The sequence below is a fragment of the Oleiphilus sp. HI0086 genome, assembly GCF_001635225.1.
In genome coordinates this window covers 1-1,764 of sequence record NZ_LWFZ01000793.1, presented here as the reverse complement: position 1 = coordinate 1,764, position 1,764 = coordinate 1, and the positions used below count along the sequence as shown (strand labels likewise).

The 1,764-nt window shown below is 40.0% G+C and carries 2 protein-coding genes; both read right to left on the bottom strand.

Going from position 1 to position 1,764, the window contains the following annotated elements:
- Positions 1 to 164: 164 nt before the first annotated feature.
- Positions 165 to 374, bottom strand: a complete 210-nt coding sequence (locus tag A3756_RS13910; protein WP_068553711.1) for a hypothetical protein — start codon at positions 372 to 374, stop codon at positions 165 to 167.
- Entirely contained in the window at positions 374 to 1,582 is a 1,209-nt protein-coding gene (locus tag A3756_RS13905; RefSeq protein ID WP_068553710.1) for an integrase arm-type DNA-binding domain-containing protein, read from the bottom strand. The genes A3756_RS13910 and A3756_RS13905 overlap by 1 nt, the downstream gene beginning before the upstream one ends.
- Between the last annotated feature and the right edge of the window lie 182 nt (positions 1,583 to 1,764).

Genomic DNA, 1,764 nt, shown 5'->3' with positions numbered 1-1,764 from the left:
AAGGCACTTAGGTCTGGATGAAGAAATATTATCGAAGAGGGATGAGCTTTATCGCAAGATGAAAAGAAAGAACCAAATAAGGTGGTCAAAAGCTACGCGGAACTGGGAGAAAGTGGGTGACGTTAAGTTGAACCCGGAGAAGGAAAAACAAGCAGCTTAAATGCTCAGGCGACAACTACCTTGAAAAACGCCGGAGTCGGTATAAATGAACTAATGAAAGGGGCGTCGTCTGGCATTTCTAAGTAGTTAAAGTCAGGACTCTTGATCATATTCTTTGCTAAGGTTATCTCGTTAACAACAGTAGTATCAGTTTCGAGAGTCTTCACTATGTCTTGGAGGTCTTGAAGATCATAAGTCATATTGTGATTGGTCATTAATTTTTGCCTCCGTTATGTTTGTTTTTCAATTGATCTAAGTAATTTGACCAGCTTTGCATCATCTCAATTCTTCCTTCTAGGTGACTCGTCCTATTGTATGCTCTTCCATTTGTATCTTTTACGGCATGGGCTAGCTGGTGTTCAATATAATCAATTCGGTAACCTAATATTTCGTCTAGAAGTGTTCTCGCAGTGGCTCGAAATCCATGTGGTGATACTGTCTCGTTGTCATATCCTAAAGTTCGTAGCGCTGTGCGAATGCCATTATCGGATAATGGACGAGATGCGCCTCTAGCACTAGGAAATACATATGCTCCTCTCTGTCCAGTTTCTTCCTTGTATTGCTCTAAGATTGTATAAACTTGATTGCTTAAGGGAACAATAAAAGCCTCCCTCATTTTCATTTTAAAATCCGGAATCTCGATTCTTCTGTTTTCCCAATTTATTTCGTTCCATTCTAGTTTTCGTAGCTCTCCAGGACGTATGAACAAATGCGGTGTTATTGTTAGCGCAGTTTTTACGACCATCCCTCCGTTGTAGCCATCTATTGCGTTGAGTAATACTCCTAGTTCTGTTGGACAGGTAATAGCAGCTCGGTTTTTTTCCTTTGGTATTTTAAGTGCACCTTTTAAATCAATACTGCAATCTCTGTCGGCTCTCCCAGTCGCCACCGCGTATCTCAATATCTGGCCCGCAGTTTGTTTAGCTCTATGTGCTGTTTCAAGTTTCCCTTTGCCTTCAATTTTCTTTAATGGAACTAGAAGGTCATTTGCATTAACTTTCCTTACCTCAAGACATCCAAGATGAGGAAACATATCTCGTTCTAAGGCTCTTAATACACGCTTCTTGTGACCGTCAGACATGTTTAGCATTTTTACTTCGAACCACTCGAGAGCAATGGACCGAAATGTATTCTGTGCATCGTCTAGTTGATTGGCTTTTCTTATTCTCTTTATTTGACTTGGGTCTTCACCTGCTGCCAAAAGGTTTTTTGCTTCAGAGGTTTGTTCTCTTGCTTTAGCGAGGCTTGTATCTGGATAGATTCCAAGGGATATGGTTTTTTGTTTGCCATGGAAACGATAGGAAAGTCTCCAATATTTTCGTCCATTGGTCTTTACGAGCAAAAATAAACCTCGTCCGTCGCTCAATTTAAGGTCCTTATCTCCTGACTTGATTCTATCTACTTTTGTTGCTGTTAGTTTCATTTAACCACTCTTTTTTTTACTATCGATAGACCTTCTCGCACAGTATGGGACGCTACGAGATGATCTACGTTGTATTTAAGAATACTGATATGAATCGAAATAAAAACATCGTTAAGCCGCTTCACGCAGTAATAGGAACGCAAAAAAGTTGGTTGGTTTTCTGTTTGATATATATGTGGAAG

Excerpts from the sequence above, each read along its gene's own strand:
- A3756_RS13910 (WP_068553711.1), bottom strand. The coding sequence starts at position 374 with ATGACCAATCACAATATGACTTATGATCTTCAAGACCTCCAAGACATA.
- A3756_RS13905 (WP_068553710.1), bottom strand. The coding sequence starts at position 1,582 with ATGAAACTAACAGCAACAAAAGTAGATAGAATCAAGTCAGGAGATAAG.